Below are 14,660 nucleotides of genomic sequence, written 5' to 3' on the forward strand. Positions count from 1 at the left end.
TTAACAATGTTTGGATATGTAGTACCCGATAAGGGTGAAATGAAAATTAAAGAATATGAATTATTTCGAGCCTATTATTGTGGAGTATGCAAATCCATGGGCAAAAACTTTGGTCCATTATGTAGGCTTGGACTTAACTATGATTCTGTTTTTCTAGGTATATTTCTTTCTTCTGTTAATAAAGAATCCATTAGCTTACAGAGGGAGAGTTGTATTGCCAACCCCGTAAAAAAGAAATGGTTAGTAAAAAACAGCAAGAGTGTTGATTTTTCAGCTGATATGAATATTATTTTAACCTATTATAAGCTTCAAGATCATTGGATAGATGAGAAGAAAATTCTGTCTAAGATTGGACAGATGGCATTAATCCCAGTGTATAAGAGAGCATTAAAAAATAATATGGAATCGGAACTTAGAATAAAGGAATCCCTTGCAAGGCTACATGATTTGGAGAAAAGGAAATGCAATTCGATGGATGAAGCAGCAGATCCTTTCGCAGAACTTGTGAAATCTATTATTAGCCTAGGATGTCAGTGGGATAATGTTAATAATAAAAAAGCTGTAGAGTGGATGGCATATAATATTGGCAAGTGGATTTATATTATAGATGCCTTTGATGATATAGAAAAAGATATTAAGAATAAGAACTATAATCCACTTCTTCTTCAATATAGCTATAGCGGAGAAGATACAGAAGTATTTAAAAGTAAAATAAGAGAAGAAGTTGGATTTAATCTGATTCAAGCATTGGCTCAGGCTGCTTCAGCCTTTGAATTGCTGGATATGAACAATAAAAGCATAATAGAAAACATAATATACTTGGGAATGGAGAAGAAAACAAAGAGTGTATTAGAAGGAAGGAGCTGCAGTACAAATGAGAAACCCATATGAAGTACTGGGCGTCAGAGAAGGCGCTTCAATTGATGAGATAAAAAAAGCTTACAAGGAACTTGTAAAAAAATATCATCCTGATCAATATCGCGATAACCCTCTTTCCGATTTAGCAGAAGAAAAGTTAAAAGAGATAAATCAGGCCTATGATTACTTGATGAAGCAATATGAGAAAAATGGAACTCAAAATAGCAATCATCAATACAGTAATAATAGAAGTTCATATAGCAGTAATAGCAGTTATGGAAATGATTCAAGCTTGTTTTCACAGATCAGAATGAATATAATGAATGGAAATATTCAAGCTGCAGAGAGCTTATTGAATAAGGTATCCACAAGAAATGCAGAATGGTACTATCTAAGAGGGCTCGTTTATATGAGAAAAGGTTGGTATAATGAGGCTGTAAATAGCATAAATACTGCAGTGAATATGGATCCTTCTAATATGGAATACAGAGATGCCTTAAACAGAATAGCCTTTGCTAATAACAGATATCAAAATTATAGCTATAATAGAAGATATAGTTCAGGAGGAACTGATATATGCAGTATATGTGAATGTCTTATTTGCTCTGACTGCTGCTGTGAGTGCATGGGTGGGGATCTGATAAGCTGCATATAGCAAGGTGGTGGTTAAATTGGGGAGAAAAGTTGCACTGGGAGGAATTTTTACTGGCCTTAGTCTCATTTTCCTATACTTTGCATTGTATCTGCCTTCTATGAAGCTTACCATGTACTTTTTGGCCGGAATGATTCCCGGGCTTATATTGGTTGAGTTGGGGATAAGACAGGCCTGGATGCTATATGGAGCCACATCTTTGCTTTCTTTTGTTATGTTTGGAAATACTGTAAGCATAATTCCTTATGTTGTGTTTTTCGGACTTTACCCAATGCTAAAGTTTTATATAGAAAAGACAAGAAGGCCAGTTATAGAGATATTGATGAAATTGCTTTTCTTTAATATGTCAATAGGTTTTGTTTATATAATATGGGCCAAGTTTTTTTCAATAAATGTGCATGTTGATTTCCCTATCATGTGGATCATTATAGTAATGCAACCTGCTTTTTTACTTTATGATTATATTTTTACAGGAGTAATATTCTATTATTATGATAAGATTAGGCTAAAATGGAGGAAAGATTGAATATGATAGATACAGTATTGTTTGATTTAGATGGAACCTTATTGGGGATGGATTATAAAGAGTTTGAAGACAGATATTTTCATCTCCTTGGATCAAAATTCAAAAAATATTGCTCACCGGAAGAGTTGTACAAAAAAGTTTGGGAGGCTACCGTCTACATGATCAAAAGCTCTGATGGTGTCAGATTAAATCAGGATTTGTTTTTTCACAAATTTAATCAGCTTATACGAGAAGATCAAAAGGATTTATTTATGACCGGTTTTGATGAATTTTACGAAAAAGAGTTTGATATGGTAAAAGATGCTACATATAGAATGGACAATATGGTAAGGGCAGTAAATATACTGAAATCGAAAGGCTATGATGTAATTATAGCTACAAATCCATTGTTTCCTAAGATTGCGATAGACAAGAGGATTCAATGGGCAGGATTTACTTTGAATGATTTCAGTTATGTAACTAATTTTGAGATATGCAAGTTCTGCAAGCCTAACCCAAAGTTTTACGAAGATATTTTAAGGTTGAACAACAAGAAACCAGAGAATTGTCTTATGGTAGGCAATGATATGTTGGAAGACATGATAGCAAAATCAATTGGTATAACAACGTATTTGGTTACTGATTGCATATTAGAAAAGGAATGTCCCTATGCTCCAGATTATTCATCTGACAGCGCAGGATTTTTGGAATTTGTGAAGGCGTTGCCAAATTGCATGGCCTAGGGTATTGCTATAAGGTCAGTCTCTGGTCTCTAGTGTTTGGGTATTCCTTCTGGGCCATTTTAAGAACACGGATTTACACGGTGGTAACCACAGATTAACACGGAAAGGTCTTTTTTAGAACACTAAAGGACACTAAGCTTACACTAAAATACACTAAAGGGTTCAGTTTGAAATATTTTTACATACTAAAATAAGCATATATGCAAGTGAACATTGTTTTGCAAATGCATGTATGCTTATTTTAGTTTTAAATTTATACATAATTTAGTCTTATTTGGTGGGTTTTTATGTCTTCTAGTGTTCTTGTAAAAGACCCCAGAGGAATATCCTGACCTCACGCTGCACGTTACACGTAGCATGCGACAGGACAGTAAAGAAATACCCTAGGCTGCACAGCAAAATACTACGCTTTTCCGCTGCAATTTAACACATTCCTCATCTTATGCTTAACCATATTCTTTATGGCTTCTCTTGCTGGGCTTAAATATTTGCGAAGATCGAATTCGCTTGGGTTTTCATACAGATATTTTCTTATGGAAGCAGTCATTGCCAGTCTCAAATCTGTGTCTATATTGATCTTGCAGACTCCATATTTTCCTGCTTTCAAAAGCATTTCTTCAGGAACGCCTTGTGCTCCTTTTACATTACCTCCATATGTATTGCATTGTTCTACAAACTCCGGAAGTACAGTAGATGCACCATGAAGCACCAATGGAAAACCGGGAAGCATGTCGCTTATTTTTTCAAGCCTTTCGAAGTCAAGCTTTGGCTCGCCTTTGAACTTGTAAGCACCATGGCTGGTTCCTATAGCTATGGCCAATGAATCAACACCTGTTCTTTCAACAAATTCTACTGCTTGGTCCGGATCTGTGAAGGTTGCATCTCTGTCACTAACATTCACAGCATCTTCGATTCCTGCAAGTCTTCCAAGCTCTGCTTCTACTACAACACCTTTATCATGTGCATACTCTACAACCTTTTTGGTTAAAGCAATGTTTTCCTCAAAGGGATATTTGGAACCGTCGATCATAACTGATGTAAAACCACCGTCTATGCAAGCTTTACATATCTCGAAATCTTCTCCGTGGTCCAGATGAAGACAAATGGATAATCCACTGTCTTCCACAGCAGCTTCAACTAACTTCATAAGATAAATATGTTTTGCATACTTCCTGGCACCTGCTGATACTTGAAGTATTAGTGGAGCCTGTTCCTCTTTGGCAGCATCCACAATACCTTGAATAATCTCCATGTTATTTACATTAAATGCTCCTACAGCATACTGCCCCTCATATGCTTTTCTAAACATTTCCTTTGATGTAACTAAAGGCATTACATTACCTCCTCATATAAATACATATACAATACTATTATATCAGATATTCTGATATTTAGTTATATACGCTTGTACTTATATTAGAATACCTCTTCAACTCGCAGTCCTTTTTCTATTCTCAAATCTACTATTGATGAGTCTTCCAATTTAATAATGGGCCTTGATATGGCTTTCTGGTCTATAAATACAACTTCACCATATGAGCCGTTGCTAAGCATTACATTGCTTCCAACATAATAGCTTGAAATTCTGTTGAGGAAAGTGAGGAGTATATTTGTATCGAACTTCGTCAAATACTCCCTTTCAAACAACTCAAATACATCAAAACAAGTTTGACGTTTTTTGTATACCCTGTCTGAAGTCATGGCGTCAAACATATCAGCTATTGCAGTAACTTTTGCATAAAAGCTTATTTTATCACCTTTTAATCCAAGGGGATAACCGCTGCCGTCTTCTCTTTCATGATGCATTAGTACAGCCAACAAAACATCTTTACTTATTGCTATGTTGCCTTCTAGTATCTTATAACCATAAACTGAATGCTTTTTGACTTCTTCAAATTCGCTGGAGGTTAATGGACCAGGCTTATACAAAATTTCATTAGGTATTTTAGATTTTCCTATATCATGAAGAAGCCCACAATAAGATAAGGTTCTTCTTTGTACTGGGCTTAAGCCTAACCAGTTTCCTATAAGGGAGCAGAGAAGAGAAACATTTAAACTATGAGAATATGTATACTCGTCAATTGATCTATTGGTTTTTAGATTTGTAATTATATCATTAATGGATGTAAAGTTTTCATTTAGATCAGAAACAATTTTTTGCACCTTTAATGTATCCAATTTTTTTCCAATGCCTAAATCCTTTATTATAGTCTTGAATTCATTCATTTTTTCTTCGTATACAATTGAGTTATCCTTAAGTTCATTGGGTTTTAGTTCATAATCTTCATATACTTTAATTTTGTCTATGCCAAGGCTCTTCAGTTTATGAACAGTGTAATTATCCAATATGGTTTCTTTATGCACTAAGATAGCTCCATAGTTATTTATGATTTCTTCTGAAATTTTCATTCCTGGCTTACAAGATTTTACATCAATAGTAACCACATTTGACATAGATTCACCCCAATCATAATAATTACATCAGTCAGACATATATTAACAATATTATAGCATATGCAACTAAATAATACAAATTTTTCAAAAACTCTTATTATAGATAATAAAAATATAGTTTAGCCTATAATTGCATAGGTTTCAAATCTAATTTGTTGTAAATAGTCTAATGATATGCTAGAATAACGATGTAAAAAGAATATAAAAGTTCAGGTGCTGCATATGCAGTTAAAAGGGAAATGGGTGAGAATCCCATGCGGTCCCGCCACTGTGAGGGGGAGCGGTCTAGAAATGCCACTGATTTAATCGGGAAGGCCTAGGCAGCTGTGAACCATAGCCAGGAAACCTGCCTGATCTATTATTTAAGCTTGCCTACGAGTGATGGGGAGGTGAATTGTTTATATTGCTCCTTTCTCATGTGAGAAGGGTTTTTGTTTTATTTGAATATATAATGGAGGAGTGCCAATGATGAATAAAATAAAAAAAATTGCCATAATAACACTTACACTAATATTGCTTCTTACTTTTACTTCTTGCCAGTCAAGGCAAAGCGGTTATAATGATAAAGAAACAGCTAAAATAGAGATAACGGACATTAAAGGTAAAACAGTGGTATTGAATAAGATACCGGAGAGGATAGTATCCTTATCACCTACCAATACAGAAATTATGTTTGCCCTTGGAGCAGGAGATAAATTAGTGGGAGTAACCAGTTTTTGTGATTATCCAGAAGAAGCAAAAAAGATAGATAAAATTGGTGATTTTGATAATCCAAGCATTGAATTGATTAAGAAGATGAATCCTGATTTGGTTTTAGCAGGAGGATACATACAAGAGGATTTGATGGCGGCTCTTGAGGGATTGAACATTCCTGTTGCCTCAACGGAGGCCGCTGATGTAGAGTCAATATATGATTCTATAGCGATGGTAGGTAAACTTGTAGGAAAAGAAACAGAAGCAGAAGAGATAATAAACAATATACACAAAGATATAGAGGAAATAGAAAACAAGGTTATGGGCAAAGAAAGGAAAAAAGTATTTTATTTGGTATGGAAAGATCCGTTATATACTGCAGGCCAAGGAACATATATCAATGAGATAATACAAATAGCAGGAGGACAAAATGTCGCAACGGAAATAACAGGTTGGGGCCAATATAGTTTTGAGGAGTTGCTTAAGCAAAATCCTGATATATTAATTGCTGCTTTTCATTCTACTGACGAAGGCATGAGAAAAGAAGATATAATGAAAGATGAACTATTTAGCAAACTTCCATGTATTAGGGAAGGAAACATCCATGTAATGTCCGATGACAATATTGTCTCAAGACCAGGTCCAAGAGTAGTTGAGGCAATCAGAGAAATGGCAAAAGCTTTGCACAGTGATTCATTCTAAACAGTGGATGGGTATTAATATGGAATATGAAGTAAGAGTAGAAGGCTTAGATTTTAGTTATGAAAACAACTATATATTGAAGAATATAAACCTCAGCATAAAGGAAGGAAGCTTTGTCAGTATCGTAGGTCCTAATGGCTCAGGCAAAAGCACTTTTTTGAAAAATCTATCCAGATATTTAAAACCTCAGAAGGGTATAGTTATGCTGGGAAACGATGATATTACAAAGTTATCTCAAAAGGAAATAAGCAAAAGGCTTTCAGTAGTGCCACAGAATATACTTGTTGAGTTTGACTATAAGGTGAAAGATATAGTGCTTATGGGCAGACATCCTTATGTTAAAAGGCTGAAAGGTGAAACGCCAGAGGACATTAAAATTGCAGAGAGAGCCATGAAATATACCAATATAATGGAGTTCTCCAATAGGAATTTCAATGAATTAAGCGGCGGGGAAAAGCAACGGGTCATACTTGCCCAAGCATTGGCCCAACAGCCAAAAGTGCTGCTTATGGATGAGCCTATATCGCATTTGGACTTGCAGTATCAAGTGGAGATACTTGATCTGGTGAAGAAAATGACATTGGAGGAAGGGCTGACTTCTATTGCAGTGCTTCATGACCTTAATATGGCATCTGCCTATAGTGACTATATTGTTATGCTGAAAGGCGGAGAAGTTTTTTTCAAAGGAGAGCCGGCAGAAGTTCTAACAATAGAAAATATTGCCCGTGTTTTTAATACCAATGTTTCCATAAGCATAAATCCGGCTACGGGAAAAACTTATATATATCCCATATCCACAATACCGAAAAAGAAAAGAGATTTCGCAGTTCATATTATATGCGGTGGAGGAACTGGAGTCAAACTTATTCAGGAGCTGGCAGCAGCAGGTTTCACCATATCGACAGGAGTACTGAACATAGGAGATTCTGACTGGACCATATCAAAAGAATATGAATTGGATGTGGCTGAAGAAACTCCGTTTATGGCTATTTCACAGGAAGCTTATGATAAAAATTTGGAATTAGCCTTGTCTGCCAATGTTCTTGTTCTTTTACCCGTATATTTCAGCAAGGCAAACATCAGAAATCTTAAAATGCTTATTGAGGATAGACTTAAGGATAAAACAATATATATTGTGGAGAATGGAAGTTTTGAACAAAGGGATTATACCAATGGAGAGGCTTTGAGCATTTATAACAAACTCATTGACAGGCCTAATGTTATACAGATTAAAGAAGAACAATTGAAAGAAATACTTATAAAGGCAGATGAGAATCATGACAAATAAAATTATAAACAGATTAATATCCTTTAATATATTGTTAATGGTGTTTTTCATCTGTTTTATTATTTCAGTAAGGATTGGTGCTGTTGATATACCATTAGAGGAGATATTAAAAATCATTTTCCTAGGAGAGAGCACAGATAATCAAATTATTCTTATGGATATCAGATTGCCCAGGGTTATGATTGCAGCGGTATTAGGCGCAGGATTGTCTGCTGTGGGAGGAGTAATGCAAGGCATATTCAAGAATCCTTTGGTGGATTCGTATACGTTGGGTATGTCTTCAGGAGCTGCTTTAGGAGCAGTCATTTCAATAGTTACAGGTGTTGGAGTATTTGGTTATGCCACAACAGGTGCATTTGCCTTCTTAGGAGCCATATCAACCCTGTTTTTTGTGTATTATCTGTCAAAAACCAAGAATAAGGTATCCATAAATTCACTGCTTCTATCTGGAGTTGCTGTGAGTTACTTCATATCATCTCTTATATCATTTATTATGTTATTGTTCAGTAATAAAGTAGAACACATAGTTTTCTGGACAATGGGCAGTTTATCCTCAGCAACATGGCAGAAGTTTATATTTTCAAGTTGCTTAATTGTGCCGGGAGTTTTAATACTCAATATTTTTGCTAGAGAGCTGAATATCATGTCTCTAGGTGAAGAGTCTGCCCATTATATAGGAGTTGATGTTGAAAGGCTCAAATATATATTGCTTACTGTGTGTTCCATTATAGTAGGAGCTGTGGTATCAACAGGTGGAACCATAGGGTTCCTGGGTTTGGTAGCACCCCACATAGTAAGGCTCATATGGGGTGCAGATTACAGAAGGCTTATACCATATAGTGCTATATTAGGGGCGTCATTGCTGATGCTGTCAGATGCTATAGGCAGGGTTATCATACAACCGGCAGAAATTCCTGTGGGAGTTATGACTTCAATAATGGGAGGCCCTTTCTTCGTATTTTTATTGAGAAAACAAAAATCAAAGGGTGCATAATGGTCATTAAAAAAAGAACTCGCAAGGAGTTCTTTTTTGCCTTCATTTATGATAAGATTTCTTTCATGGTATCGATTACAAAATCTATGTCCTTTTTGCTGACATCATTGTTTGTTACAAATCTGAAAAAACCACCTTCAGGGCCATTTATTTTAATGCCTCTTTCAAAGAGTTTAGATGCGAGACTATTGGAATCAAAATCTGGACGGTTCAGTTTGAAAAACACCATGTTTATCTGAATTTTATCTAGGTCCAGTTCTATGCCATGTATTTCCAAAAGCCTTTTACCCATATATTTAGCATTTTCGTGGTCTTCACCCAAACGCTTGGTCATTTTCTCAAGGGCTACTATGCCTGCTGCAGCCAGAAAACCTGCTTGCCTCATACCTCCGCCAAGAAGCTTTCTGTTCTTTCTTGCCTTGTTTATGAACTCTTTTGTACCTGCAAGTATGGAGCCTACAGGAGCGCATAAGCCTTTTGAGAGACAAAACTGAACTGAGTCTGTATACTGTGTTATATCCTTCGCAGTACATCCTAGTGCTGTGGCTGCGTTAAACAATCTGGCACCGTCCAGATGGACAGGTATGTTGTGAAGTCTAGCCACATCATATACACCTTTCATTACATCCAGAGGAACAACAGTTCCGTTGGCAAGAGCGTTTTCAAGGCAGATGAGACCTGTTCTGGGTTCATGTATATCATCAACTCTTATAGCTCCTTCTACAGCTTCCGGATAAAGTATATCGTCTTTGCTTTTTATGGTTCGAAGTTGTACTCCGGATAGCACTGCTGTAGCACCTACTTCGTGGACTGCTATATGTGCATTTTCACCTAAAATTATTTCATCTCCTCTGATAGTATGAGTCATGACACCCAGTTGATTGCCCATGGTGCCGCTGGCAACAAATAGGGCAGCTTCCTTGCCTACTATTTCAGCTGCCATTTTTTCCAATGCATTTACAGTAGGATCATCACCATACACATCATCGCCAACTTCTGCTTCAAACATTGCTTTTCTCATTTCCTCAGTGGGCATGGTTACCGTGTCGCTTCTCAAATCTATATACCTCAAGGAATCACACCTCCAATCAAATTATGGCTATATTATACATTATCCATTTGAATCTGTCATATTTATTATGTAGAAACCAAATAGTAAAAAGGGGGGATATAAATGAAAAGTTATATCAGCAAACGATATGTTTTATATGTAGCTGTTATTGCTTTCATTTTTGTTTTCACAATGACTTTTTTCAACAAGATATACAACACAGTGGAAGTATTTAAGGCAAATATTGAAATGCAAAAGATAGAAAAGCAAGGATATAAAAGCTATGAAGTTCTGGATGGGAGTTTCAGATTTTCAATACCATCATCCTGGAACTCTTGGGAACAGAAGTTTATTGGAGGAGAAATAATTTATAATCTGAATTTTATGACCCCCAATAAGAAAATACATGGTTTCATACAAGTATGGCAGATGGAAAAGCCCTTAGCGGAATTCTTGGAAGAATCTAAGAAAGCAGCGGTAGGAGCTGTAGAATTTAAGGAGTACGATGAAAGAGAGATAACGGTTAACAGAAAGAAAGGTTTTTTGATAAGATATTCAAGAGCAAAAGACAATGAAGGCTACATAAAAGCTTATGAAGCATTTCTGGATGGAGGCAATGGAAGGATATACAGAGCCAGTTTTTTTACAGACGAAGAGGATTGGAGGAGATATTATCCTCTTATGTTCAACAGGATTATTCAATCCTTCAACATCAAATGAGACATCGGGGACTGTTCTCGATGTCTCAATAAAATATAGGGGACGATTCCTATTGAGACACGGAGAACCGTCCCCAATGTCTCAGATTAGTTAAATTTTAACTTTGTCTCAACTTTAGAAAAAATGAAATGCGTTACTGTAGATGCATATGGACTTACAGAATTGATGAACTCTTCTGCTTTTGTAAAGCTCTCAAATTGCAGTTTAAGCATATAACATGCTTTTCCGGATATACGGTAACAAAACTCTACATTTGGAAGACTTTCTATAAAATCTTTAAAGGATTTATAGTCTCCATTTTTAACTGTTGCTTCTACTATACATTGAATAGGAAATCTTAGTTTTTCATAATCAATTTCTAAGGTGTATTTTTTAATTATACCAAATGATTCCATTTGCCTTACTCTTTCAGTTACAGATGGGGAAGAAAGATTAATTCTTCTCCCAAGTTCACTCATGGATAAACGGCTATTCTCACTTAACTCTTCTAAAATTTTTTTATCAATATCATCTATTTTCATTTTTAAAGCAAATCCTCCTATTTTGTTTATTTTTTTAAGTAAAGTATAATATTTTGATTATAAATTTAATGGAATTAGATGATTTTATTCTTTATTATTAATACTACAAGATTGTTAATATTGCAAGGAGGTAAAATAATATGGCAAGAATTGGTGAATCAGTTTATGGAAGTACACCTTTTCAAAAGCTTTTAGGGCATAACAAAGAGGTGATGGAAGCGTGGTCACATTTAGGTGAAGTATTAGAAAAAGACGGGCTTCTATCATCGGAATTGAAGGAGCAAGTTAGAAGAACATTAGCACAAGGCAATGGTTGTGAATATTGTAAAGCAAAAGGAAAACCCGATCCTGATACATTCAATGAAAAAATATCTGTTGCAATAGGCTTTGCAGAAGTATTCTTAAAGCAAAAAGGAGATATCTCAGATTCTACTTTTGAAATATTGAAGGGATATTTTTCTGAAGGAGAAATAAGTGAGCTTTGTGCCTTTATTACTTTTATTACTGCCCAACAGTATTTTGGTGCAATGATGAAGTTAAAACCACAGAATACAGGAAATTAGACAAAACCTCAATAACGCCATCTTGAAAATCAATACTTTATTGATACATGGCTATCTTATATGGAAGAGTAAATTAAATTTCAATATCGGTGAAGTTCACTTCCTGCTTGGGTATAACGAATGATGATAGCAGAAGATGATGCAAAAAGACTGATTGACAAGTACAGATTTGTGATATAATTGTATTGCTCTTGATTACAGAATAAAGATTTTAATTGTCAATCCTGAAGCAGTTACAATAAGCATTAAAGGAAGTGAAACTATGCGATACGAAGGCAGTATATATCGACCACCTAGTGAGGCATGGAGCCTAATTATACAAGCCACTATAGGCTGTTCCCACAATAAATGCAGTTTTTGCAGCATGTATAAGGACAAAGAGTTTAGAATAAGGAAGACAGAAGAGATTTTAGAAGATATTAGAGAATCAAGGATGTACTATAAGAGCATAAAAAGAGTGTTTCTTGCCGATGGGGATGCACTAATGATAAAAACAGCAGAATTGCTGAGGATACTTCAGTTTATTAAGAAATGGATTCCTGAGTGCGAGAGGGTAGGTATTTATGCTTCTCCCAAAAGTATAATGATTAAAACACAAGAGGAACTAAAGCTTCTTAAAGAAGCAGGACTAGGAATTGCTTACCTGGGTTTGGAATCAGGCAGTGATAAAATATTGGCTCACATAAACAAGGGTGCTGATTCTGAAGATATAGTAAAAGCAGTATTAAAGATAAAGGATGCGGGTATACTTCTTTCTGTAACTTTGATTTCTGGATTAGGGGGAACAAAGCTATGGAAAGAGCATGCGTTAGAATCAGCTAAAGCTATAAGCAAGATGAAGCCAGATTATTTAGGATTGCTAACCCTTATGATAGAACCAGGTACAAAGTTGTATGATGAAGTGGAAAAGGGTGAATTTGAGCTGTTGACTCCCCAGGAGGTTGCAATAGAGACTCTTGAACTGTTGAAAAACTTAGATGCAGAAGGTTGTGTTTTCAGAAGCAACCATGCGTCAAACTATTTGTCCTTAAAAGGTACGTTGAACAAAGATAAAGAGATCCTTATCAAGCAACTCAATGAGGCCATAGAAGGTCAAGTTAACTTTAAGGATGAGTATCTAAGAGGATTATAGGCTAATCCTATAAATATCCTCTTTGCATTCTTCATCTGTAAGCTTATCATAAAAACTGAGGCTACCTCTTTTTTCTATAGGTAGGCCTTTCTTTTTTGCATAATTTGAAAAAGCATTGATGCTCTGATAATTATCTGAGAGAACAGAGAACTCCAGAAATTTGCAACCTATAGCTTTTACCTCATTAATAATCTGGTCCATCAGCATATTGAAATATCCTTTGCCTCTATAATCAGGCATCAAACCTATTTGCCACAGATAGAAAGTCCTATCCATGGAAGAGCTTTTCATACCTCCAGTATAGCCTACGATTTCATCTTCATCTTCCAACACGAAACAGGTATTGTTGAAATACTCCGATAATATCCAATATGTAAAAGGTGTATGCAAATCTAGTGGTTTGCAGTAATCTATGAGTTCTCTTACGGCAGCTATGTCTTTTGATTCCATGGATCTTATTCTCATATAGCCTTCCTCCTTTTCCTGGTATTTATATATCTGAAAATCGTTGAAACCAGTATTATTCCAAAAGCTATAGCGCCTGCTATGCCAAGAGTCTCAATTCCTTTATATGCGGCAGCAGTCAAATCATTCTCGATTATATATAATATGGTATAATATGCAGAGACGCCTGGTACAATAGGAAATAAACTAGGGACATTGAATACGGTAGCTGGAGTTTTCAGCAATTTAGCCATAATTTCACTGATAAGGCTGATTACTACAGATGCAATGAAAGCAGCATAAATCTTATTGCCAGAATAGGAATAAATACTGTTATAAACTGTCCAACCAGTGGCACCGCATATTCCAGCCCATATTAATTTATTTTTTTCAATATTGAACAGTAATGCAGGGCAGAAACTGCCCAAAAACGCAAGAATTATTCCTTTCATGTTATCACATCCAATACTTCATAAGTAATAAAGAAATACCTACACCTGCACCTATGGCAGTAACAGTATATAAAGCCTCTGCCAATCTAACTTGGCTGGATAGGATATCACCATACAATGCATCCCTTATGCCATTGGTTATGGCAATGCCTGGGAACAGCACTATAATTGAACCTATTATTACCGAATCAATATTTATGGGCAATATATATTTATTGATAAACACAGCCAGTATTCCTGTAATAAAGCTCCAAATAAACTCTGAAAAGAAAGGCAACAGGTTGATGACAGTTATTTTGTCTTCTGCGTAATATATGAGTATACTAATGAAAGCAGCAACTATTCCGTTTATGGCAGAACTGCCAAACAACATGGCATAGGCGAAGGAAGTAACGCCTGCCGCTAGGAGACTTTTATAGTAAGGAAAAGACGGAGCCGAATCCAGTCCCTTTAAAAACTTCATTGCTTCATCATAAGAGATTCTCCTGTCTTTCAGACTTCTTGAAAAAGAATTTATCATCTCGATCTTATGCAGATTTATAGTTCTTTCTTTTATTCTCTTCACTAATGATATTGAGTCTTTTGTATCGTTTTTAGAACAACCGGATAGAAAAATACCAGTAGGAACAACGAAACATTCACTTTCGATATCATATGCACTGCATATCCGCTCAATAGTTTCTTCTACTCTGTATGTTTCTGAGCCGTTGGTAAGAAGAATCTCACCGCTGAGCATTGCAATATCTAAGACTTCTTTTACATCCATATCAATCACCGCTCTAATTAAAACTAGTTACAATGTGTATTTAGAAATCATATATAGTATAATCCACAAAAATATCAATAACAATCTAAAAAGCAATATTCAGATAATTAAAAAGCGCCTGA

General features: G+C 35.6%; 17 protein-coding genes and 1 riboswitch. Of the genes, 10 read left to right on the forward strand and 7 right to left on the reverse strand.

Going from position 1 to position 14,660, the window contains the following annotated elements:
- Nucleotides 1–6 precede the first annotated feature (6 nt).
- From BUB48_RS10265 to BUB48_RS10280, 4 genes are read left to right on the forward strand one after another with little or no spacing between them, the layout of a single operon-like run.
- A complete protein-coding gene (locus tag BUB48_RS10265; RefSeq protein WP_073026149.1) occupies nucleotides 7–891 on the forward strand; it encodes a DUF5685 family protein in 885 nt (294 codons plus the stop codon).
- The gene (locus tag BUB48_RS10270; RefSeq protein WP_073026150.1) at nucleotides 875–1,513 is read left to right on the forward strand and encodes a J domain-containing protein; all 639 of its coding nucleotides are present in this window, start codon (nucleotides 875–877) and stop codon (nucleotides 1,511–1,513) included. Before BUB48_RS10265 ends, BUB48_RS10270 begins: the two co-directional genes overlap by 17 nt.
- Before the next feature lie 16 nt (nucleotides 1,514–1,529).
- Nucleotides 1,530–2,036 carry a hypothetical protein gene (locus BUB48_RS10275; RefSeq protein WP_073026151.1) on the forward strand — a complete coding sequence of 169 codons (507 nt, stop codon included), beginning with the start codon at nucleotides 1,530–1,532 and terminating at the stop codon, nucleotides 2,034–2,036.
- Nucleotides 2,037–2,038: 2 nt separating this feature from the next.
- On the forward strand, nucleotides 2,039–2,758 hold the full coding sequence (locus tag BUB48_RS10280; protein ID WP_175548406.1) for an HAD family hydrolase: 720 nt from the start codon (nucleotides 2,039–2,041) through the stop codon (nucleotides 2,756–2,758).
- Nucleotides 2,759–3,161: 403 nt separating this feature from the next.
- Here BUB48_RS10280 and fba read toward each other — a convergent pair whose 3' ends face one another.
- Together fba and BUB48_RS10290 are read right to left on the reverse strand one after the other, a co-directional pair.
- Nucleotides 3,162–4,091 carry a class II fructose-1,6-bisphosphate aldolase gene (fba, locus tag BUB48_RS10285; protein ID WP_073026153.1) on the reverse strand — a complete coding sequence of 310 codons (930 nt, stop codon included), beginning with the start codon at nucleotides 4,089–4,091 and terminating at the stop codon, nucleotides 3,162–3,164.
- Between the two features lie 83 nt (nucleotides 4,092–4,174).
- Nucleotides 4,175–5,212: an HD-GYP domain-containing protein gene (locus BUB48_RS10290; protein ID WP_073026154.1), complete on the reverse strand. Its 1,038-nt coding sequence runs from the start codon at nucleotides 5,210–5,212 to the stop codon at nucleotides 4,175–4,177.
- A 194-nt stretch (nucleotides 5,213–5,406) separates the two neighbouring features.
- Nucleotides 5,407–5,580, forward strand: a riboswitch (cobalamin riboswitch).
- Nucleotides 5,581–5,677: 97 nt separating this feature from the next.
- Between BUB48_RS10290 and BUB48_RS10295 the strand changes: the two genes are divergently transcribed.
- The 3 genes from BUB48_RS10295 to BUB48_RS10305 are packed head-to-tail and all read left to right on the forward strand — an operon-like array spanning nucleotide 5,678 to nucleotide 8,889.
- Nucleotides 5,678–6,607, forward strand: coding sequence for an ABC transporter substrate-binding protein (locus BUB48_RS10295; protein ID WP_084524482.1), 930 nt, complete (start codon nucleotides 5,678–5,680; stop codon nucleotides 6,605–6,607).
- 19 nt (nucleotides 6,608–6,626) lie between these two features.
- Nucleotides 6,627–7,895 (forward strand): ABC transporter ATP-binding protein, encoded by a 1,269-nt coding sequence (locus BUB48_RS10300; protein WP_073026155.1) that lies wholly within the window; start codon nucleotides 6,627–6,629, stop codon nucleotides 7,893–7,895.
- Nucleotides 7,885–8,889, forward strand: a complete 1,005-nt coding sequence (locus BUB48_RS10305; RefSeq protein ID WP_175548407.1) for a FecCD family ABC transporter permease — start codon at nucleotides 7,885–7,887, stop codon at nucleotides 8,887–8,889. Before BUB48_RS10300 ends, BUB48_RS10305 begins: the two co-directional genes overlap by 11 nt.
- 46 nt (nucleotides 8,890–8,935) lie before the next feature.
- Here BUB48_RS10305 and ltaE read toward each other — a convergent pair whose 3' ends face one another.
- The gene (gene ltaE / locus BUB48_RS10310; RefSeq protein ID WP_073026156.1) at nucleotides 8,936–9,961 is read right to left on the reverse strand and encodes a low-specificity L-threonine aldolase; all 1,026 of its coding nucleotides are present in this window, start codon (nucleotides 9,959–9,961) and stop codon (nucleotides 8,936–8,938) included.
- A 102-nt stretch (nucleotides 9,962–10,063) separates the two neighbouring features.
- Between ltaE and BUB48_RS10315 the strand changes: the two genes are divergently transcribed.
- A complete protein-coding gene (locus tag BUB48_RS10315) occupies nucleotides 10,064–10,660 on the forward strand; it encodes a hypothetical protein (protein ID WP_073026157.1) in 597 nt (198 codons plus the stop codon).
- 86 nt (nucleotides 10,661–10,746) lie between these two features.
- Here the strand turns inward: BUB48_RS10315 and BUB48_RS10320 are convergent, their stop codons facing one another.
- Nucleotides 10,747–11,181, reverse strand: a complete 435-nt coding sequence (locus BUB48_RS10320; RefSeq protein WP_073026158.1) for an Lrp/AsnC family transcriptional regulator — start codon at nucleotides 11,179–11,181, stop codon at nucleotides 10,747–10,749.
- A gap of 140 nt (nucleotides 11,182–11,321) precedes the next feature.
- Here BUB48_RS10320 and BUB48_RS10325 point away from each other — a divergent pair, with 140 nt between their 5' ends.
- Nucleotides 11,322–11,744, forward strand: coding sequence for a carboxymuconolactone decarboxylase family protein (locus tag BUB48_RS10325; protein WP_073026159.1), 423 nt, complete (start codon nucleotides 11,322–11,324; stop codon nucleotides 11,742–11,744).
- A 262-nt stretch (nucleotides 11,745–12,006) separates the two neighbouring features.
- A complete protein-coding gene (locus tag BUB48_RS10330) occupies nucleotides 12,007–12,876 on the forward strand; it encodes a radical SAM protein (RefSeq protein ID WP_073026160.1) in 870 nt (289 codons plus the stop codon).
- Here the strand turns inward: BUB48_RS10330 and BUB48_RS10335 are convergent.
- Genes BUB48_RS10335 through BUB48_RS10345 form a run of 3 tightly spaced genes read right to left on the reverse strand, consistent with a single transcriptional unit; the run spans nucleotide 12,871 to nucleotide 14,538 of the window.
- The gene (locus tag BUB48_RS10335; protein ID WP_073026161.1) at nucleotides 12,871–13,341 is read right to left on the reverse strand and encodes a GNAT family N-acetyltransferase; all 471 of its coding nucleotides are present in this window, start codon (nucleotides 13,339–13,341) and stop codon (nucleotides 12,871–12,873) included. The two genes, BUB48_RS10330 and BUB48_RS10335, sit on opposite strands and share 6 nt — an antisense overlap.
- Nucleotides 13,338–13,772, reverse strand: coding sequence for a threonine/serine exporter family protein (locus tag BUB48_RS10340; RefSeq protein ID WP_073026162.1), 435 nt, complete (start codon nucleotides 13,770–13,772; stop codon nucleotides 13,338–13,340). Before BUB48_RS10340 ends, BUB48_RS10335 begins: the two co-directional genes overlap by 4 nt.
- A 4-nt stretch (nucleotides 13,773–13,776) precedes the next feature.
- Nucleotides 13,777–14,538, reverse strand: a complete 762-nt coding sequence (locus tag BUB48_RS10345; RefSeq protein ID WP_073026163.1) for a threonine/serine exporter family protein — start codon at nucleotides 14,536–14,538, stop codon at nucleotides 13,777–13,779.
- Nucleotides 14,539–14,660 lie beyond the last annotated feature (122 nt).

It is taken from the genome of Lutispora thermophila DSM 19022, assembly GCF_900142105.1.
Lineage (GTDB): Bacteria > Bacillota > Clostridia > Lutisporales > Lutisporaceae > Lutispora > Lutispora thermophila.

Coding starts and splice junctions, on each gene's coding strand:
- BUB48_RS10265 (WP_073026149.1), top strand. CDS start 7: ATGTTTGGATATGTAGTACCCGATAAGGGTGAAATGAAAATTAAAGAA.
- BUB48_RS10270 (WP_073026150.1), top strand. CDS start 875: ATGAGAAACCCATATGAAGTACTGGGCGTCAGAGAAGGCGCTTCAATT.
- BUB48_RS10280 (WP_175548406.1), top strand. CDS start 2,039: ATGATAGATACAGTATTGTTTGATTTAGATGGAACCTTATTGGGGATG.
- fba (WP_073026153.1), bottom strand. CDS start 4,091: ATGCCTTTAGTTACATCAAAGGAAATGTTTAGAAAAGCATATGAGGGG.
- BUB48_RS10290 (WP_073026154.1), bottom strand. CDS start 5,212: ATGTCAAATGTGGTTACTATTGATGTAAAATCTTGTAAGCCAGGAATG.
- BUB48_RS10295 (WP_084524482.1), top strand. CDS start 5,678: ATGATGAATAAAATAAAAAAAATTGCCATAATAACACTTACACTAATA.
- BUB48_RS10300 (WP_073026155.1), top strand. CDS start 6,627: ATGGAATATGAAGTAAGAGTAGAAGGCTTAGATTTTAGTTATGAAAAC.
- BUB48_RS10305 (WP_175548407.1), top strand. CDS start 7,885: ATGACAAATAAAATTATAAACAGATTAATATCCTTTAATATATTGTTA.
- BUB48_RS10315 (WP_073026157.1), top strand. CDS start 10,064: ATGAAAAGTTATATCAGCAAACGATATGTTTTATATGTAGCTGTTATT.
- BUB48_RS10320 (WP_073026158.1), bottom strand. CDS start 11,181: ATGAAAATAGATGATATTGATAAAAAAATTTTAGAAGAGTTAAGTGAG.
- BUB48_RS10325 (WP_073026159.1), top strand. CDS start 11,322: ATGGCAAGAATTGGTGAATCAGTTTATGGAAGTACACCTTTTCAAAAG.
- BUB48_RS10330 (WP_073026160.1), top strand. CDS start 12,007: ATGCGATACGAAGGCAGTATATATCGACCACCTAGTGAGGCATGGAGC.
- BUB48_RS10335 (WP_073026161.1), bottom strand. CDS start 13,341: ATGAGAATAAGATCCATGGAATCAAAAGACATAGCTGCCGTAAGAGAA.
- BUB48_RS10340 (WP_073026162.1), bottom strand. CDS start 13,772: ATGAAAGGAATAATTCTTGCGTTTTTGGGCAGTTTCTGCCCTGCATTA.
- BUB48_RS10345 (WP_073026163.1), bottom strand. CDS start 14,538: ATGGATGTAAAAGAAGTCTTAGATATTGCAATGCTCAGCGGTGAGATT.